Origin of the sequence: Janthinobacterium sp. SUN128, assembly GCF_030587275.1 — a bacterium.
Lineage (GTDB): Bacteria > Pseudomonadota > Gammaproteobacteria > Burkholderiales > Burkholderiaceae_D > Janthinobacterium > Janthinobacterium lividum.
In genome coordinates this window covers 1,737,531-1,754,256 of record NZ_JAPWHY010000001.1, presented here as the reverse complement: position 1 = coordinate 1,754,256, position 16,726 = coordinate 1,737,531, and the positions used below count along the sequence as shown (strand labels likewise).

Here is a 16,726-nt window from a genome sequence, read left to right as displayed (position 1 = left end):
AACACTTCAGCTGAGTGCCGCGTGCCGGTCTCATGTCTGAAGCACAATAGTGGTATGCTGATTACAAGGCCGCAGCGATCGTGCCTGCGTGCTGGTTCCTGGAAGAGAGGCAATCATGGCAACCATCATGGCGAACGGCCTCAACATAGCTTATGAGAGCCACGGCGACCCCAACGATCCGTGCGTGCTGCTGGTCATGGGCCTGGGCATGCAATTGATTGCCTGGCCGGCGGACTTCGTCGAAGGCATCGTCGAGCAAGGGTTTCGCGTCTTGCGTTTCGACAACCGCGACAGCGGCCTGTCGAGCAAGATGGCGCTGGCGGGCAAGCCGTATCTGCCGCTGGCCTATGTGAAAAACCTGGTCGGCTGGCCCTTGAAAACTTCCTACACCCTCAATGACATGGCGGAAGACGCGCTGGGCTTGCTGGCGGCCTTGCGTATTGCCCAGGCGCATGTGATCGGCGTGTCGATGGGCGGCATGATCGCGCAAGTGATGGCGGCGCGCGCGCCGCAGCAGGTACTCAGTTTGACGTCCATCATGTCGAGCAGCGGCCGGCGCGGCTTGCCCGGCCCCACGCGGGCCGCGCGCAACGCTTTATTGCAACGCCCGAAACGCAACGCCAGCCGCGCCGAACTGATGGCGCACATGGCCGCCACCGTGCGCGTCATCGGCAGTCCCGCCTATCCCGTGTCGGAAAAACTGCTGTACCAGCGCATCGAAGCGGCGCTGCAGCGGGGCAGTTGCCCGGAAGGCGTGGCGCGGCAAATGGTGGCCATCGCCGCCTCGGGCGAACGCACGGCCTTGTTGCCGAGTATCAGCTGTCCGGCGCTGGTGATCCATGGCGCGGCCGACCCTCTGATCCCCGTCGCCTGCGGCATCGATACGGCGGCGCTGATCCCGGGCGCCCGGCTGGAAGTCATCGAAGGCATGGGGCACGACATGCCGCCCCAGCTGATCGAGCGCCTGCTCGCCTTGATCGATGTGCATCTGCAAGGTAAGATGGCGCCCCAGATGCGCTCCCAGCCAGCTTGAGCCAGGCGCGCCCACCACTTGACTAGCCGGGCATATTTTGAAGACACCTGAGATTGGCATCGCCATCGTCGCGCCGGGCGGTTATGCGCCCGACGAGGCGGCCTTGGCACGCGGTATCGCCCGCTTGCAGGCGCAAGGCGCCACCGTCCACAATTACTACGATCACGAACATAGATTCCAGCGCTTCGGCGGCACGGATGCGGGCCGCCTGGCGCAGCTCCATGCCGCAGCTGCCGACCCTGCCGTGCAGGTGGTGATCGCCTTGCGCGGCAGCTACGGCATCAGCCGCATCCTGCCCGACATCGATTTCGGCCTCATGGCGGACAGCCGCAAGCTGTTTGTCGGCTACAGCGATTTTACGGCCTTCCACATGGGCTTGATGGCGAAGACGGGCCGCGCCAGCTTTGCCGGCCCCATGATGTGCGACGATTTCATCCGCGACGAGCCCGAGCAATTTACGCTCGATCAGCTGTGGTCGTGCCTGGCCGGCCCCACGCACACGGTCACGGGCGCGGCAACGGGCAATCCGCAGGTCGAGCTGAAAGGCAAGCTGTGGGGCGGCAACCTGGCCATGCTCGTGCATCTGCTCGGTACCCCATATTTTCCGGAAATCGACGGCGGCATCCTGTTCCTGGAAGACGTCAACGAACACCCGTACCGGGTAGAACGCATGCTGCTGCAACTGCTGCACGCGGGCGTGATTGGCCGCCAGCAAGCCGTGGTGCTCGGCGATTTTTCCGCGTATAAACTCAGTCCCATGGATAACGGCTACGATTTCGACGCCATGCTGGCCTACGTGCGCCAGCGCCTGCCCGTGCCCGTGCTGACGGGGCTCGAGTTTGGCCACATCCGCCGCCGGGTCACCTTGCCGTTCGGCGGCCAGGCGAGCCTGCAATCGGATGCGTCCGGCTTCAGCCTGCGGGTGACCGATTACCCCACCCTGGCGCGCCCCTGAACTCCATGTCCGCCAAGCCCGGCAGGTTGCTGCAGCTCGATGTGCTGCGCGGCCTTGCCGTGTTCGGCATCTTGCTGGTAAATATATGGGGCTTTGCCTGGGGCACGATTTCCTTGCGCTACGGCACCTTGCCGGCGCAGCCGCCCGTGCTGGACCAGCTCGTCATTTTTTTGGTGGCGGCGCTGGCGCAATTCAAGTTCTATCCCATCTTCGCGTTTCTGTTTGGCGCCGGCTTTGCCTTGCAGACACGCTCCCTGCAACGCCAGCTGGGCAGCTGGGAGCAGGCGCGAGCGGCTTATCGGCGCCGGCTGCGCTGGCTGCTGGCCTTCGGCCTGCTGCACGGTTTCCTCATCTGGAGTGGCGATGTGCTGACCTCGTATGCCGTGGCCGGCATGCTGATCCTGCCACTGGCATCAGCCCGGCTCAGCCGCGTGCGCAACCGCGCCTGGCTGGTGGCGGCCGGCTTTTTGCTGTTCATGTGCCTGCTCATTCCCGTGGGCCAGCAGGGCGGCGCACCGGACATCGCGCGCGACCTGCACAGTTTTGCGGAGCGTTACGCCATCTACACGCAAGGCGGTCGGTGGGCCGTCGCCAAGCTGCGCGCCAACGATTTCCTCGTCTCCTTGCTGTATGCCGCCGTCATGCTGCCGCATATCATCGTGTTGTTCCTGCTGGGCATCTTGTCCATGCGTTGTGGCTGGCTGACGCAGCCGCAGCGCCACCAGCGCCTGTGGCGCCGGGTGCTTGCCGTGGGACTGGGCCTGGGCTTGCCGTTCAACCTGCTGGCGGCGGGCGCTGTCGCGTGGCAAGTTGCCGACCCGTATCAAACCGTGTTTGACACGGCCCTGTTCGAAGTGGGCCTGTTTGCCGGCGGCCCCGTGCTGGCGGCCGGCTATGTGGCCGCGCTGATGCTGTCCGGTCCTTTCATGCTGCGCTGGCTGGGTGCATGGCTGGCGCCCGTGGGCCGCATGGCGCTGAGCAATTACCTGTTGCAATCCTTGATCGGCACCTGGCTGCTGCAAGGGCCGGGTCTGGGCTGGGGTGCGACACTGCGCCCGGCCGAGATGCTGGGCCTGGCGGTGTTGATCATGGCGGGGCAGGTTCTGCTGAGCCGTTACTGGCTGCGGCATTTTCGCCAGGGGCCGATGGAAGCGCTATGGCGGCGCCTGGCGCGGCTGGATTGAACTATATTGCGCCGAATGGCGGGACAGCGAGGGCGCCCGCGGAAGACGGCAGGCATGGCCTGAATTTATCGGACAACGCGGCAGTCATCCAGCGAAACACCAGGCAATGTCCGCGGCGTAAAGATGCCCTGAACGGTTATCATGTCGCCCTTTGAAATGCGTGCTGCATCGTCCAATGCATCCTTGCTCTGGACGTTACACGCGACAATATGTTGCCAGCCCTGGTCATTGATATCTTTCTGTATGATACCCTCGAGAGTAACTGAGGCGCGGTCATCATGTCCATTGATGCTCTGGACGCGTCCCTTGATCTGCAGGGTTTTGTTGGAATAGGTGCGCAGGAATGCAAATGAATTGGCGATGTATTTTGTCGCTGCATCTTTCGCCGTCATGACCGCAAAAGCTTTCGAGTCAGCTACGGGTCCTTTCGGCCAAAACACGTTTTCCAATGCAGAAATAGAATTCTGATTGGCCGTCGCATTTAATTTAAGCAGGATAATCGCGTATTTCGCGTGCCGCAGTGTATTTTCGGTAACCATATCGGCTTGATTCGCGTTGAGCGCAGAAATCGTCAGTAATTGACCGACATCATTTTTTGCTTGCGAAATGGATGCTCCGGCTCCGCGCAGGGAACACGCTGCTACGTTGGCCGCACGTATTTGCGCCAATATCGAGACTTGGTGGAAGTTTTCCGTTTTTTGGGCAATAAGCATCTTGCCATCATCATCCAGCAAATAACGGCATGTGCCGGACGAAGCGCGGCTATCTGCGCCATGTTCATTGGCAATGCTCTGCAATACGTCATCAGACTTCATGTCGCTCGGGCTTTCTGCGCGCTTTGCGGGCGCGGCGCCGGGACCGTCAGCAATTTTCTGTAAAGCCCCCAGGAAATTTGAAATGGGGTTTGAATCGGATTCTATTGCGCTGGCAAATGGAGTGGAGAAAATCAAGGCAAGGCTCAAGGTGCTGATTACGGTATTATTTCTCACAGAATAACCTTTTGATACCAATATTTTGGTGAGGTGATGGGAATTGGCAGTTGCATGGTTGCCAAACATTTCCACATGGTAACTAAAAATAGTTGAATATACAAGGCGGCTGTCTCTCTGAGAACTGGCAGTTATTTTTTTTACGGTAATTAGTAATAAGTAATCAATAAATTGAAGGTGCCCGGCGAAATGAATGTGGCGTCATTCATTGCAGAAAAGGGGCAAGAAGAGGAAAATGATGGCATGCTCATCGCGGGAATCTCCGTCGCTGTCAAGCTTTCAACTGCACGGGGATGCAATGACGTGGCCCGCTTCATGCTTCGCCTTGCTGTTTATCACGTCGGAACACTTGCAAAAAATATGGCGAGCGGATGTGGGCTGTGTTTGAGAAGCGAAACTGTGCGCATGCCCTGGAGCACGAAGGCAGCGCGCATAGGAAAGCGTGAGCCGCGATACGCACCAGTTGTTGATAGCTGGTCTTAATCTTCCGGCGGTCTTGATTCGTAGCCGTTGGTCATTTTCGCAAACGTCGAGGAGCGGATGCTTAATCCGTTCCCCAGTCAAACGCGCTCTGCGCCGCAGCCGGTGGCGGCAGCTTGGGTTTGGCAGACGGCACCAGCGGATTATCGACGGCATGCCATTCGAACAGTTCTACATCCAGCATGCAGGTGCGCGCCAGGTGCAGCGCCTGCTCCGGCGTCAGGGCGGGGTCAAGCCAGCGGTGCGCGTCTTCCAGGCTGACGGCGACGGGGCGGCGGTCGTGGATATCGACCATGCCGCCCATGCTGTCGGCCGTCACCAGCACGAAGCCGGCTTCCTCGCGGTTATGCTTGTACGGCCCGAACTGGGCCAGCGCCAGCAGGAACAGGGGCGCGCGGTCCTTGCGGTGGATGTGCCACGGTTGCTTGCTGCCTTTCTCTCCCGTCCATTCATACCAGCCGGAAACGCTGACGATACCGCGCCCCGCGCGCAGCAAGGGCTTCCAGTAGGCGCCAGCGAGTTTTTCCAGGCGGGCATTGATGGCGATGGGGATTTTTTTCTTGCCGGGGGCGGGCACGGCTTGCGCGGCCCAGGCGGGGCGGTAGCCCCAGAAGACGTCATCGACCCTGTGGACGCCATTCTGGATATGCAGCACGGGCCGGTAAGTGCCGGGCGACACGTTCAGGTGCGGCTCGGCCTCGCTGTCGAACACCGCGTCGGTCCAGCCGAAGGATGACGCCAGCACGGGCGCCGTGTCATTTTGATCGAGTCGTCCACACATGCTCAAATCATACCCGATCGCCCGGCGCCGCGAGGCAGGCGCGCGCGTGCTTTCTGTGTGTGGTCAAACGTACAGACTGCGGGCGGCAGGTGGCGCACAGTGGAGACCAGTCAGCTTCCTGACGCTTCTTGCACCGGAGGAACTATGTCGTTTGAAAATCCCACTACCCACAAAGGTTTTATTATCAGCGCCACGGCCAGCCAACGCCGCGATGGCCGCTGGGTCGGCTCGTATGTCAGCCAGAACCAGGCATGCGGCGCGTATGCGGACACCTGCGATTACGACGATTGCAGCAACGAAAAAGAGGCGCAGCAACTGGCGCTGTCCGTCGGCTGGCGCCTGGCCGATGGCGTGCAGGCAGGCTGAGGCAACTTGCCGGTCAGCTCTTCCTCCGCAGGGCCAGCAGCAAGCCGGCCACGGGGAAGAACAGGACGGTACCCAGCCGTACGGCGGTCAGCGAAGCGGTTTCCACGCCCAGCACATGGGGCAAGGCCAGCAGCAGCAATGGTGCAGGCACGGCAATGGCGAAGAAAAACAGGTACCACGAATAGCCATTCTTCTTGGCCAGTAAAGCGATCAGCGCGCAGCCGACCAGGAAGACCAGCGGTAAATTCACAAATTCCATGGTGTTGAGTTTTTGTCCGGGAAAGCGCGTCATTATACGCGTCCCCAGGGTGCCCGGATCGGCTTGCCAGCGTCAATTGCCGACGAAATCCGGCGGCTGCGGCGCCTCTTTTCCTGCGAGCGGCGCATCGGCCGGCAGCAACGCCTTGATGGCGCCGTTATAGATGAGTTCCTGGGCATACGCCGATGCCTCGATCAAGGCCGCATGCACGGACTTGAAACTGCTTGGCGTCTCGATCAGCACGGGCTTGCCGTATACCTGCTGCGTGTCGCCGCGCTTGCTAATCAAAATCATGCCCCGGTAACGCCCATCCTTCTCCAGCGCCCCCGCAACATGAAATTCATAGCCCCTGATCTGGTGTTTTTGTTCCTGATCCATGTCTCCCGCCTCCAGACCTGATTGTCCCGGCTTTGGGCTATCAATTCGATTGGAACAGCTGAGTGTTTGATCTAAGTCAATACGTTCACTGCATAGCTTAACGACCGTATCGACGTTTGTCGCAAGCGTCATCATCCAGCGCGAATGGCGCGGATCTGCTGGGCTGTTTCCTCGATCTCCCGATACGCTTCCTGGATATAGCCATTGATCGGATGCCCATCCATCCACTCGAAATAGGCGCGCTCGTCGTGTTTGATGGCAAAAGGAACGTGGTGGTCGCGTATCGATTCGGCCGTTTCGCGCACCAGCGAGGCAAAAAGCAGCTCAAGAGTTTCCATGATGGTCACCTTGCTAGACAGGAATGCAGAACATTGAATGTAGCACAAAGCGGGGCGCCGGCTGCTCCGCTTGTGGTCAGGCGTCGCGGAGGATGTCGAGCGCACACTCGGGATAGGCTTGCTCGAACAGGAACTGGTCTTTTTCGTACACGCAAAAGACAGCCGTACGGTTTTCTTCGCCCGTGAAGTAATCGCCATCGACGCACAGTACCGTCATTGCCGGACCGCCACATTTGACGCGTACGGTATCGCCTTCCTTGAATTGCTTAGTCGATTGCATCATCGCTGCTTTCAGGCTGCAGGAGCCAAGTTGATTCACGTCATCATACGCCAGCAACAGTGCGCGGCGCGCCCGCCAGGCAGGCCGTCGGCGGCTATCGAGAAGGAAGGCGGGGCCGGCGTGCCGGGGTTCAGGCTGCCGGATGGCCGATATGCTCGTACAGGATCACGCAGCCGATGACGATCAGCACCAGGCCGCCCACCAGTTCGGCGCGCCGGCCCGCTACCGTGCCCAGCACGCGGCCCAGCATCACGCCCAGCGTCACCATGACGAAGGTGGAAAAACCGATGGCGGCGGCCGTCACGACGATGTTGGCGCCCAGCAAGGCCAAGCCCGCGCCCACCACCATGGCGTCGATGCTGGTGGCCAGGCCGGTGACGGCCAGCACCCAGAACGAGTGCGACTGGGCTGGCGCTTCTTCCTCATCGCTATCGCTGAGGGCATTGCGTATCATCAGCAAGCCGATGATGCCCAGCAGGCTGAAGGCGATCCAGTGGTCCCATGCTTCCACGTACGGCGCGGCCACGCTGCCCAGGGCCCAGCCGATGATGGGCGTGATGGCTTCGATGACGCCAAAGATCAGGCCCGTGCGCAGCGCCTCGCGCCATTGCGGCTTGTGCAGAGCGGCGCCTTTGCCCACGGCCGCCGCGAAGGCATCGGCGGACATGGCAAGCGAGAGGGCGGCGGTGGCGGCGAAATTCATCGTTGGCTTTCAGTAAAACTGGCTGGGATGTGTATAGCTGGAAACCCGGCGATTTTACCCTACGTACAGCACCACCAAGGAGGCCAGCAGGCAATACGCGCCAAAGAAATGCCAGCGGCCCTGTTCCAGCCAGCGCGACAGCCAGCGCAAGGCCAGCAAGCCGGCCAGGAACGACAGCAGCATGCCCAGCAGGCTGGGGCCGAGCAGGTGCAGCAGGCTGTTGCCGTGTTGCAGATGGTCCAGGCTGCCATTTGCCACGGCCTGGTAGAAGCGCCAGCCTTCCTTGACCAGCACGGCAGGGGTCAGCACGACGGCCAGGGCAAAGCTGAACTCTTCGGCGCGGCGCTGCGGCACGCCCATGGCGATGCCGGCGGAAATCGTGGCGCCCGAGCGGGAAAAGCCGCGGAAGGGCAGGCACAGGCCTTGCACGGCGCCGATCACCATCGCCTTGCCGATGGACAAAGTGCCGTGCTGGCGCGCCTGCAGGCGCGACGAGGCGATGATCAGCGCGCCAGCGGCGGCCAGCGCGGCGGCCATCAGTCTGGCGTTGCCGAACAGGTGTTCGATTTCAAAGCCGGGCGCATCTTTGCTCATGACGTGCGTAATGCCCTTCAGCAAGCCGAAGCCGACGATGCCCGTCAGGGCCGTGGCGGCCACCAGCAGCAGGACGTTGCTCCGGAAGGCAGTGGCCGAACTGAAGTACGTGGCGCGCCAGGATTGCCAGAAATACACGATGACGGCGAACATGGTGCCCGTATGCAGCATCACCAGCAGCATGGTCAGCTCCGGCGATGTCGGGTCCAGGCCCATCCATTTTTCCGCCATGATGACGTGGGCGGAGCTGGAGACGGGCAGCAGCTCGGCGAAGCCCTGGACGATGGAAAGGATCAATAATTGCAAAAAGCTCATGGGTATCTGACTCGGGCGGGAAAAGCAGGGCCGCCGATTTTACCCGCCAGATGTGGCGGGCACGTCCCGCGCCAGATTACAGTTTGTCCATGTTGGCGCAGGCGAGCGCGACGCCCAGCGCCATCAGGACCGCGCCGATCAGCCGGTCGATGGTCCGCTGGTGGCTGACTATGCGCATGCGAAAGCGCGCTTGCGAGAAAAAGACGGCCACCAGGGCGAACCAGGCCAGGTGGATGGCGGACATGCACAGCCCGTAGCCGAACTGGACTGTCAATGACGTGCCGGGCTGCACCACCTGGGTATAGGTGCTGATGACAAACAGGGTCGTTTTCGGGTTCAGGGCATTGGTCAGAAAGCCGTTGAGCAAGATTTGACGCCGTGGCACGCTGGCGCCGCCATGCAGGTTGATGACGAGTCCGGCGCGGTTGGCCCAGGTTTTCCAGCCGATCACGGCCAGGTAGAGGGCGCCAGCCAGCTTGATCGCCGTAAATAGCGCAGGCGAACCGGCGATGAGCAGCGCTACGCCAAACATCGTATAGAACACGTGCACTTGCACGCCCAGCGCGATGCCAAGCGCGGCCAGCAGGCCGGCACGGCGGCCATGCAGATAGCTGTTGCGCGTGACCATCGCGAAATCGGGACCGGGGACGATGGATGCGAGCAGGGTAATCAGGGCAACGGCAAGCAATGCAATCATGTGTCTTCCTTGGACAGTGGTGGCGCCCGCACGGCCATCGGTGACTATTTCTCGCCTGTGCGGCGAGGGCGCGGCGCGCATGCGGGCTGCCGGAAGACAAATTATCCCTATAATGGCTTTCCATGAAAAACGATGATATCTTGCGGATATGTGTGAGAAAAAGTGATAGATTATGACTAGGCAGGCGGGGCTCGGCACCTTGCGGTTCTTCGAGGCTGCGGCCAGGCTGGGCAGTTTCGTCCAGGCGGCCGCGGAGCTGCACGTCACGCACGGGGCCGTCAGCCGGCAAATCCGCCTGCTGGAAACGTCGCTGGGCACGCCCCTGTTCGAACGCCGCAACCGCGGCGTGTTCCTCCTGCCTGCGGGCGCGCAGCTGCGCGATGCCGTCCAGCAAGCATTCGAGCGGCTCGACGCTGCCCTCGAAGCCGTGCGCCAGCCGGTGCGCCAGGGGCCGCTGGTGGTGTCGTGCGAGCCGACGATCGCGATGAAGTGGCTGATACCGCGCCTCGGCGACTTTTACCAGCGGCATCCCGAGGTGCCGCTGCACCTGTTCGCCTCGGGCGGGCCGGTGGCGTTCCAGCGCGACGCGGTGGACGTGGCGCTGCGCCGCAACGATTTTCTGTGGGATGCGGGCTTGCATGCGGAAAAGGTGTGCGATGAATGGATTGCGCCCGTGTGCGCGCCGGCCCTGCTGGGGCAAGGCCGGCTGGACCTGTCCGCGCAGCGCCTGCTGCACACGGCGTCGCGCCCGGCTGCCTGGGCCCACTGGCGCGCCGCCGTCAAGGACGCCGACGCCGACGGCGGCGGCCAGGGCGACAGCCAGACTTACGAGCACTTCTATCTGAGCCTGCAAGCGGCTTGCGCCGGCCTCGGCGTAGCCATCGGCTCTGTCTTCATGGCGCGCGAAGACCTCGACAGCGGACGCCTGGTCGCGCCCTTCGGGTTCCGGCGCGACGGCAGCGCCTATTTCCTGCTGTCGCCGCTGCCATTCGATGGCGATGCGCGCCGCACCACCTTGCTGCGCTGGCTGCGCGAGCAGATGGGGCAGGCGCTGCCGGCGCCGTAGCCGTCCCCCTTATTGCGGCGGCGTGGCCGGCTTGAAGACGCTGCGAAACGCTTTCAGGGCTGCCGGGTGATAGATCGTGCCATGTGTTTCTTCCGGCATCTTTTCCAGGTGCCATTGCAAGCCGGGCGGCGCCTGTTTTTGCAGCACGTCGGCCAGGCGCTGCACTTCGATGGCGATGCCCGCTTCGCTGCTGGACGCCAGGTACAGGCTGTGCTTGCCTGGCGCGCCTTTCGCCAGCAGGGCTGCCGCCTGGCGCGGCAGGGCGCCATGATTCCACCACAGGCTGGGGTCGAAGGCCAGGTAATGGTCGAACAGCTGCGGTTCCAGCAGATACGTTTCCACCACGAACAGGCCCCCCAGCGATTCGCCGACGATGGCCGTCTCGCCCGTCGTGCGGTAGCGGCGCTTGATTTCCGGCATCAGTTCATCGCGGATGAAGGTCCGGTAGGCGGACGCGCCGCCCACTACGGGAGCGATCTTGCGATCCTCCGCATTCTCCGTCGGGCCCGTCAAATCGCGCCGGCGCTGCGTGTTTTGCATGCCGACCAGCATGAAGGGGCGCATGGTGCCATTTGCTACCGACACTTGCAGCAAGCCGGCCACGTGCAAAAAGTCTTCGGCCACGCCGCCGTCCGGCATGTACAGCACGGGCAGCGGTGCGTCGGGCGGCGTATCCCAGGCGCGCGCCATGTAGACATTGATGTGACGTTTTTCTTTCAGCGCCGTTGAATCGATGCTGAAACTTTCGCCGATGACGAGCGGTGTGGCCGCGCTGGAGGAAGCGGTAGCGGCGGGCGCGGCATTGGCGAGGTGGAAGGGGCTGGACAGCAGCAGGGCGGCGGTGAGGTGTAGTGCAAGGCAAGAGCGGCGCATGTTTTCCTGTAATAAGTAAGTTTGGATCGATGGCATGTACTCGTATAGACATGCCATCAAGCAATTCTATCTTATCTTTGGTGCAGCATTACTTGATCGTCAATAGCTTGCGCTCGCGCACGATTCCCGCCTTGTCGATCGTGTAGGCGACCAGCAGGGCGCCATCCTCGGCGCAGGCGTGGCAGGTGATCAGCGGCGTGGAAAACAGCACGCTCTGGCCGCCATCGCTGGTGGCTGTGCTGCCGACGAAGTCGGCGGGCGCAAACGGCACAGAGTCTGGATGGGCGGCGGCAAACGCACGCCAGGCCGGTGTGGCGCGATCTTCCTCGCGCACGGAGTTCTCGTCGACATCGATGGCCGCGCCATCGCTGCCGATCAGCAAGGTGCCTTCATTCGTGTTGGCGCGAAACGGATAGGTGACGGTGGCCAGGGCCGCCTTGCCCAGCGGACGCCAGGCGGAAATGAAGCCGGGATTGTTCGCTTTCACCAGCATCCTGGCGGCGGCGATGGCTTGCGGGCGGGCACCCGAGCGCTGCATGGTGCGCAGCATGCACACGTCGGGCGCGGTGGTCGATTGTTCGCTGCGGCAAGCCGACAGCGAGCGTTCCTGCCACACGGCGCGCGCGTCGATGGGGCCTGTCGGCTGAGGTTGGGCCTGGGCCGCTTGCATGGCGGCCAAGCCTGAGAAAGCAAGAATAGCGCAGTTCAATACGTGGCGGGAAAATCGTGTGGGCATGGGCGTCTTTCAATAGCGGAAACAAGAGAGCTTCCCATTATAGAAGGGGGGCGGCGTGCCAGCGCGCACGGGATGGCAGTGCTGGAGGCCGGCTTGCGCCTCGATTAACGCTTTTTTGCCGCCGCCTGGCGCAAGGCCTTCGCTTCCAGCTTGTTGGGGATGTGCGGGCGCGTGGCCAGCTCCGTCTTGACGGCGGCGATGGCGGCGCCAAACAGCTGTTCGGCTTGCTCGACGCTGGCGCCAGCATAATCCTGCTGGTTGGATTGCGCGGCACGCAGCCGGCGCAGCAGCGCCAGCAATTGCTTGCCGTGCAGGGCGGGTAGATCCAGCGCCAGCACTTGCGCGCCCAGCGTGACCTCCACATGCTCAGGGGCGAGCAGGTGCAGCAATGCCAGGCCTGCGGGCTGGGCGACTGGTGTCAATTTGGGCTTATCCATCGGCAGTTTATCAATCCGTGAAGGATTACAGATATTCCCAGATTTCATCGAAGGTTTCACGCGCGAAATCGTTGCGCCAGGCTTCCGAGTTCTTTTCGCGGCTGACGGCAAACACGGCGCGCCACGCCTGTTTCGACGAGCTGGTGTAGGTCGCAGCGATCTTTTGCAGGCCAGCCTTGCATTGCTCGACCTTGCAGCCGCTCTTCGCCAGTTGCTGGGCTGCAGGTGCCCATGCCAGCGGTACCTTGACGATCTGGCATTCGAAGCTGACGGCCGCCGTCTGGATGCCGTTTTCCACCGTTACAGGGTCCGCCTTGGTGGCCTGGCAGGCGGCGCCCTTCTTGGCGGCGATGACGTTTGCGGCCAGCAGTTCGGCTGCCGGCGTCACGGCCGCGCGCATGGCGGCGGGGAACAGGTCGGCGATCAGCTTGCCCGTTTCCGTTGGGAATTTGGCGTCCGCTTCCTTCATGTCGCTGTACGACGCGTATTCGGCGCTCTGGTGGCCGGCCAGGCGCGTGGGGCGCAGGTAGGCGTTGAGCTTGGCGACGCTGGCTTCATCCTGGTTGATGATGGTCTTGATGTACAGGTTGGCCGCATCGAGCGGGGCCAGTTCCGCGGCGTCGGCGGCGATGGCGGGCTGGGCCAGCGCCATGGTGACGGCAAAGGCGGTCGCGAGCACGGCGATGCGCGATGTTTTTTGTGTTTGGTGCATGTATTTTCTCCACGATTCAATGTCAGGCGCCAAAAGATGCCTTGTGGCAATTTCGGCGCCCGCATTATATATGGTGAAAGTCATAACGTTGCGCACGCAACGTTGTCCACCTCAGGCGGCCGTCTTGCTGGCCGCTTCAAGCAAGGCCAGCAGCAGCTCCTTGCGCCGGCCTTGCGCCTTGCGCGCCAGGGCCGCCAGCTTTTCCAGCTTGCCCCAGACCGGATACAGCATGTGCTCCACCAGATAGCCTTCCAGCCCTTGCAGTTGCTGGCAGAACAGTTCCAGTGTCTCCACATCCTCCAGTTCCGCCTGGATTTTTACCTTTGCGTTATCCGTGCACGCGCGCAGGCAGGCCGCCAGCACGGGAGCGGAGGCGGGCGTGACGCCATGTTGTTCGGCGAAGGCTGCCGTGAACTGGTCCTGCACGGATTGGTGTTCCTCGTCGACATTGGCCATGTAGTGCTGTACCAGCGGGAAATAGCGAGAGTCGAGCAAGCCCAGCCCAAACACGGCATAGCTGCCAGGCATGCAATTCTTTTCTCCTTCCGTGTCGGCATAGAATTCGAATTGCTCGATGGCTGCGCGCGCATACGCTTCCAGCTGCGGCTGCAGGGCGGGCCAGGCGAGGGCGTTGGCAAAGAAGCGGTGCGTATCGGATTTCGCCAGTCCCTTGATGGGCAGATAGGTCTTGGCCTTGGATTTGAGCTTGATCTGGTAGCTTTTCGGGAAACCGTTGTTCAGCAAATGCGTGATGAAAGCCAGCGCCTGCGCATACGCGCCTTCCTCTTCCCGGGCGATGGTGATGCTGATCGTGGCAAACACATCGTTGGCGCGGCATTCCAGCAGCGCGTTTTTCACGTGGATGGCGTCGCCGGGGAAGGTGCCGCTGCCTTCCTTGAGCATGCGCGCGGCCCGTTCGCTGCCCAGTTCGCGCGCCATTTCCAGGAATTCGAGGCCCCTGGACTTGGCGTAGCTCGGTTCGTGGCGTAATATCATCACGGCGCCATACAGCAGCAGATCGATCGCTTGCCGCGCCTGCGCATCGGGCGCCGCGCCCGGCTTCAGGGTGTATTCCGTGCTGCGGTAGGCTGATTGCTGCACATCATAGAACTGCGGCAGGAACTGCTTTTCCGCCCAGGCCGACACGGCCTGGATGATGTCGCTGCGATGTTCGGCCAGCGCTTGCGGCCGAGACTTGTTCAGCTGCTCGATGCGCTCGAATTGTGCGATGGTCCAGGCGATATCGGGCTGTGGAAACAGGTGTGGATCGAGCAGGTGGCGCGCCAGGAAGAAAGTTTCCAGCTTCTTCGTCGGCCGGCTGCCGCGCTCGAGTTTTTGCGTGACGTAGCCGTGTATGCGCTCGAGCAAGGCTAGGCGCTTGCCTTCGTTGACGTAGTCGAGCAGGTTCAGGTGCAGCGTGCCCTGTGCTGTCTGGAATTTGCCGCGAAAGCTGAAGCGGTAGTCGATCAGGGGCGTGTCGGCCAGTGTTTCCAGCTTCGCTTGCACCATGGCAACCAGCTGGGGCGCGATGCTGTCGCGCACGACGGCTTCATCGAGGCCCGATGGCGTCTTCGGTGCGAACTCATCGGCATCAGTCAGCTGGAAATCGTCGGCCGTGGTGCGTCCGGGTTTGTAGTCGAGCAATAAATCACTGAAGACACCCATCTGCAAGGTGGTGCGATTCACGGCGCTTTCCAGGTCGGTGCGCTTCAGGCGCTCGACAAACCACGCCTCCACGGACGCCATCATTTCTGCCGTTGCCTGTTCTTCTACAAGTGTGCTCATTGACTTCCTTGTGCGTGACATTGGTGCTTGTTGCCGTCACGATCATGTTTAATATAAAGCACTATTTTAGGTGGTCAGGCCTGCCCGGAACAAGGGGCGCACGGCTATCAGGAGGGAGCGCTGAGAAAACGTTCGTCGATTTCGTCGGACTGCGGTCCCACGGTGATCGTGGTGTGCCAGCCGGAAGGCCTGTCATTTCCATCAAACAAGGCAATGCGCGTGTGGACAAACAGCACAGAATAGACGCCGGATTTCATGTCTCGGTTCAAGTCCCAGTGCATCAGTTCGATCGCTTCGCCCATGCGCGGCAGATGGGCGCCCGGCGGCAGCAGGATGTTCTGGTTGATGAATTCCCTGCTCGGGCCCGGTTCCTTGTGACGCGGATCGATGTAGCGGAACGAAACGCTGGTAACGATGTTGTGCATGCTTGACACCTGCTTGATTAAGTACATGCTGACAATAGCACAGTGGAAGGCACGCTGCGTGCGCGGCACGGCACCGGGCAGGCGCCGGTAAATCTGTACGGTAACAGACAGTGCCTGACAGGTCAGTGCGCTAGGCTTGCATATTCTTAATCATTGAGATTGCCGGAAACGTCATGATGCATTTATTCCTAGCGAAAAATCGCGCCGAGCTGGAGCGCCGTTGCCGTGAAAAAGTCGCCAGGAGACCATTGCGATTGCCGACCGAGCAACAGTTACAACACGGCATACCCATCTTTCTGGATCAGCTGATCCGCACGCTGCAGGCGGAAGAGGCAGGCCAGATGGCGAAAAGCCTGGCCATTTCGGGTCCCGCTGACGGCAGTGCGGCGGGGACATCGGAACTGGCCGGCAGTGCCACTACGCACGGTGGGCAATTGCTGGCGCTCGGTTACTCCGTCAGCCAGGTGGTGCACGATTATGGCGACCTGTGCCAGGCTGTCAGCGATCTTGCCGTAGCGCTAGATGAGCAATTTGCCGTCGAGGAATTCAGGACGCTGAACCGCTGCCTCGACAACGGCATTGCCGAAGCCGTGTCCGAATTTACCCAGCGGCGCGACGTGCTGATTGCCAATGAACAGGCATTGGCACTGAGTCAACGTATCGGCTACTTTGCCCATGAACTGCGCAATCACCTGGGCACGGCCAGCCTGGCCGTGGCCGCCCTCAAGCAGGGCGGCATGGGCTTGTCGGGCGCGACTGGCGCCGTACTCGACCGCAGCCTAGTGGGCTTGCGCACCCTGATCGACCGTTCCCTGGCGGAGGTGCGGGTGGAGGCGGGCCTGACCTTGCAGCGTTCGGTTTTCTTCCTGAGCAATTTCATCAGTGAACTGAACTATTCAGCCAGCCTGGAAGCGGAGTTGCTGCGCTGCACCTTGATCGTGGAAGAGGTCGCTCCCTTGCTGCAGCTCCATGCGGACCAGGATCTGCTGCTCTCCGCCGTGGGAAACCTGCTGCAGAATGCCTTCAAGTTTGGCGCGCCAAATGGCACCGTGGTGCTGCGCGCGTATGCGAATGGCGAACGGATCAGGATCGAGGTGGAAGACAACGGCGCTGGCCTGTCGCCCGTGGCCGCGGATGACATGTTCCTGCCATTTACGCAAGCCGGCGCCAACAAGACTGGCCTGGGACTGGGCCTGTCGATTGCCCGGCGCAGCGTGGAAGCGAATGGCGGCAACTTGAGCGTGGAAAGCGTGGTTGGCCATGGCTGCGTCTTCATCATCGACTTGCCACGGCATGTCGATCCTGCCGCCACGTTCGCCACATGAACGGGTGCCACCGGC

At 61.8% G+C, this 16,726-nt stretch carries 21 protein-coding genes; 6 read left to right on the top strand and 15 right to left on the bottom strand.

Annotation, left to right across the window (positions count from 1 at the left end):
* Positions 1-115 precede the first annotated feature (115 nt).
* The 3 genes from O3297_RS07985 to O3297_RS07975 are packed head-to-tail and all read left to right on the top strand — an operon-like array spanning position 116 to position 3,172.
* Positions 116-1,033, top strand: a complete 918-nt coding sequence (locus O3297_RS07985) for an alpha/beta fold hydrolase (protein WP_070259397.1) — start codon at positions 116-118, stop codon at positions 1,031-1,033.
* Between the two features lie 37 nt (positions 1,034-1,070).
* Complete coding sequence (gene ldcA, locus O3297_RS07980; RefSeq protein WP_305048292.1) at positions 1,071-1,988, top strand: muramoyltetrapeptide carboxypeptidase; 918 nt, start codon at positions 1,071-1,073, stop codon at positions 1,986-1,988.
* A 5-nt stretch (positions 1,989-1,993) separates the two neighbouring features.
* Positions 1,994-3,172: a DUF418 domain-containing protein gene (locus O3297_RS07975; RefSeq protein WP_305048291.1), complete on the top strand. Its 1,179-nt coding sequence runs from the start codon at positions 1,994-1,996 to the stop codon at positions 3,170-3,172.
* Between the two features lie 65 nt (positions 3,173-3,237).
* Here O3297_RS07975 and O3297_RS07970 read toward each other — a convergent pair whose 3' ends face one another.
* Complete coding sequence (locus O3297_RS07970; protein WP_151095510.1) at positions 3,238-4,230, bottom strand: hypothetical protein; 993 nt, start codon at positions 4,228-4,230, stop codon at positions 3,238-3,240.
* A gap of 475 nt (positions 4,231-4,705) precedes the next feature.
* Positions 4,706-5,422 (bottom strand): SOS response-associated peptidase, encoded by a 717-nt coding sequence (locus tag O3297_RS07965; protein WP_305048290.1) that lies wholly within the window; start codon positions 5,420-5,422, stop codon positions 4,706-4,708.
* 144 nt (positions 5,423-5,566) lie between these two features.
* On the opposite strand from O3297_RS07965, the gene O3297_RS07960 reads away from it, so the two are divergent.
* Complete coding sequence (locus tag O3297_RS07960; protein WP_070279728.1) at positions 5,567-5,788, top strand: hypothetical protein; 222 nt, start codon at positions 5,567-5,569, stop codon at positions 5,786-5,788.
* A gap of 13 nt (positions 5,789-5,801) precedes the next feature.
* Here O3297_RS07960 and O3297_RS07955 read toward each other — a convergent pair whose 3' ends face one another.
* The 7 genes from O3297_RS07955 to O3297_RS07925 form a co-directional block, all read right to left on the bottom strand.
* A complete protein-coding gene (locus O3297_RS07955) occupies positions 5,802-6,080 on the bottom strand; it encodes a hypothetical protein (protein WP_151095504.1) in 279 nt (92 codons plus the stop codon).
* Between the two features lie 39 nt (positions 6,081-6,119).
* Positions 6,120-6,560, bottom strand: coding sequence for a hypothetical protein (locus O3297_RS07950; protein ID WP_305048289.1), 441 nt, complete (start codon positions 6,558-6,560; stop codon positions 6,120-6,122).
* Positions 6,557-6,763 (bottom strand): hypothetical protein, encoded by a 207-nt coding sequence (locus O3297_RS07945; protein WP_070259409.1) that lies wholly within the window; start codon positions 6,761-6,763, stop codon positions 6,557-6,559. Before O3297_RS07945 ends, O3297_RS07950 begins: the two co-directional genes overlap by 4 nt.
* A 76-nt stretch (positions 6,764-6,839) precedes the next feature.
* Positions 6,840-7,046 (bottom strand): DUF2158 domain-containing protein, encoded by a 207-nt coding sequence (locus tag O3297_RS07940; RefSeq protein ID WP_092605012.1) that lies wholly within the window; start codon positions 7,044-7,046, stop codon positions 6,840-6,842.
* Between the two features lie 127 nt (positions 7,047-7,173).
* Entirely contained in the window at positions 7,174-7,746 is a 573-nt protein-coding gene (gene mntP, locus O3297_RS07935; protein ID WP_305048288.1) for a manganese efflux pump MntP, read from the bottom strand.
* Between the two features lie 54 nt (positions 7,747-7,800).
* On the bottom strand, positions 7,801-8,655 hold the full coding sequence (locus O3297_RS07930) for an undecaprenyl-diphosphate phosphatase (RefSeq protein WP_305048287.1): 855 nt from the start codon (positions 8,653-8,655) through the stop codon (positions 7,801-7,803).
* A gap of 76 nt (positions 8,656-8,731) precedes the next feature.
* A complete protein-coding gene (locus O3297_RS07925; RefSeq protein WP_305048286.1) occupies positions 8,732-9,352 on the bottom strand; it encodes a LysE family translocator in 621 nt (206 codons plus the stop codon).
* A gap of 172 nt (positions 9,353-9,524) precedes the next feature.
* Here O3297_RS07925 and O3297_RS07920 point away from each other — a divergent pair, with 172 nt between their 5' ends.
* Entirely contained in the window at positions 9,525-10,418 is an 894-nt protein-coding gene (locus O3297_RS07920) for a LysR substrate-binding domain-containing protein (RefSeq protein ID WP_305048285.1), read from the top strand.
* A gap of 9 nt (positions 10,419-10,427) precedes the next feature.
* Here the strand turns inward: O3297_RS07920 and O3297_RS07915 are convergent, their stop codons facing one another.
* From O3297_RS07915 to O3297_RS07890, 6 genes are all read right to left on the bottom strand, one after another.
* On the bottom strand, positions 10,428-11,291 hold the full coding sequence (locus tag O3297_RS07915; protein WP_305048284.1) for an alpha/beta hydrolase: 864 nt from the start codon (positions 11,289-11,291) through the stop codon (positions 10,428-10,430).
* Positions 11,292-11,379: 88 nt separating this feature from the next.
* Positions 11,380-11,961: a hypothetical protein gene (locus O3297_RS07910; RefSeq protein WP_305048283.1), complete on the bottom strand. Its 582-nt coding sequence runs from the start codon at positions 11,959-11,961 to the stop codon at positions 11,380-11,382.
* Between the two features lie 170 nt (positions 11,962-12,131).
* Entirely contained in the window at positions 12,132-12,464 is a 333-nt protein-coding gene (locus O3297_RS07905; RefSeq protein WP_034785897.1) for a hypothetical protein, read from the bottom strand.
* Between the two features lie 25 nt (positions 12,465-12,489).
* Positions 12,490-13,176, bottom strand: coding sequence for a hypothetical protein (locus O3297_RS07900; RefSeq protein WP_305048282.1), 687 nt, complete (start codon positions 13,174-13,176; stop codon positions 12,490-12,492).
* A gap of 111 nt (positions 13,177-13,287) precedes the next feature.
* Entirely contained in the window at positions 13,288-14,961 is a 1,674-nt protein-coding gene (locus tag O3297_RS07895) for a DUF6138 family protein (protein WP_305048281.1), read from the bottom strand.
* Positions 14,962-15,068: 107 nt separating this feature from the next.
* A complete protein-coding gene (locus tag O3297_RS07890; protein ID WP_305048280.1) occupies positions 15,069-15,386 on the bottom strand; it encodes a hypothetical protein in 318 nt (105 codons plus the stop codon).
* A gap of 173 nt (positions 15,387-15,559) precedes the next feature.
* Here O3297_RS07890 and O3297_RS07885 point away from each other — a divergent pair, with 173 nt between their 5' ends.
* Positions 15,560-16,711: a sensor histidine kinase KdpD gene (locus tag O3297_RS07885; protein WP_191909694.1), complete on the top strand. Its 1,152-nt coding sequence runs from the start codon at positions 15,560-15,562 to the stop codon at positions 16,709-16,711.
* The last annotated feature ends 15 nt before the right edge of the window (positions 16,712-16,726 follow it).